The 359-nt window shown below is 59.3% G+C and carries 1 pseudogene; it reads right to left on the reverse strand.

Going from position 1 to position 359, the window contains the following annotated elements:
* A pseudogene (locus tag HK20_RS13015) lies at positions 1-359 on the reverse strand (type IV secretion protein DotO); the annotation flags it as partial.

A 359-nucleotide genomic window follows, 5' to 3' on the forward strand; every position in this document is an offset into this window, starting at 1 on the left:
TCCGAACACATCTGATAGGCCGTGCTGACGGTCGCATCGATGATCTGGTTCATCCCCTCGAAGGGCTCACCTGTGAGCGGCATGCACACGGTTGAGAGGAAATTGGTCAGAAAGGCGCGGTGATGTTCCAGGGGCTGGCGGCAGCAGGCTTCGGTGTCGAAGATATTGTAGGCATGGTCGGGGCGGAAATCGAACGGGATAAAAAGCGCCTGATGGGCATCCTCGGCTCGCAGCCCGTTACGGATCATGTCGATAAAGCCACTTGCCGCGTCGCCGATGTCCAACTTGCCGATCAACGGAAGTCGCGGTCCGGCATCGGTCAGCGAGGCAGTGCTCAGAACCGTGGCCAGTAGCAGGGA

This window comes from Acetobacter sp. DsW_54 (genome assembly GCF_002153575.1).
In the GTDB taxonomy this organism is placed as follows: Bacteria; Pseudomonadota; Alphaproteobacteria; order Acetobacterales; family Acetobacteraceae; genus Acetobacter; species Acetobacter fabarum.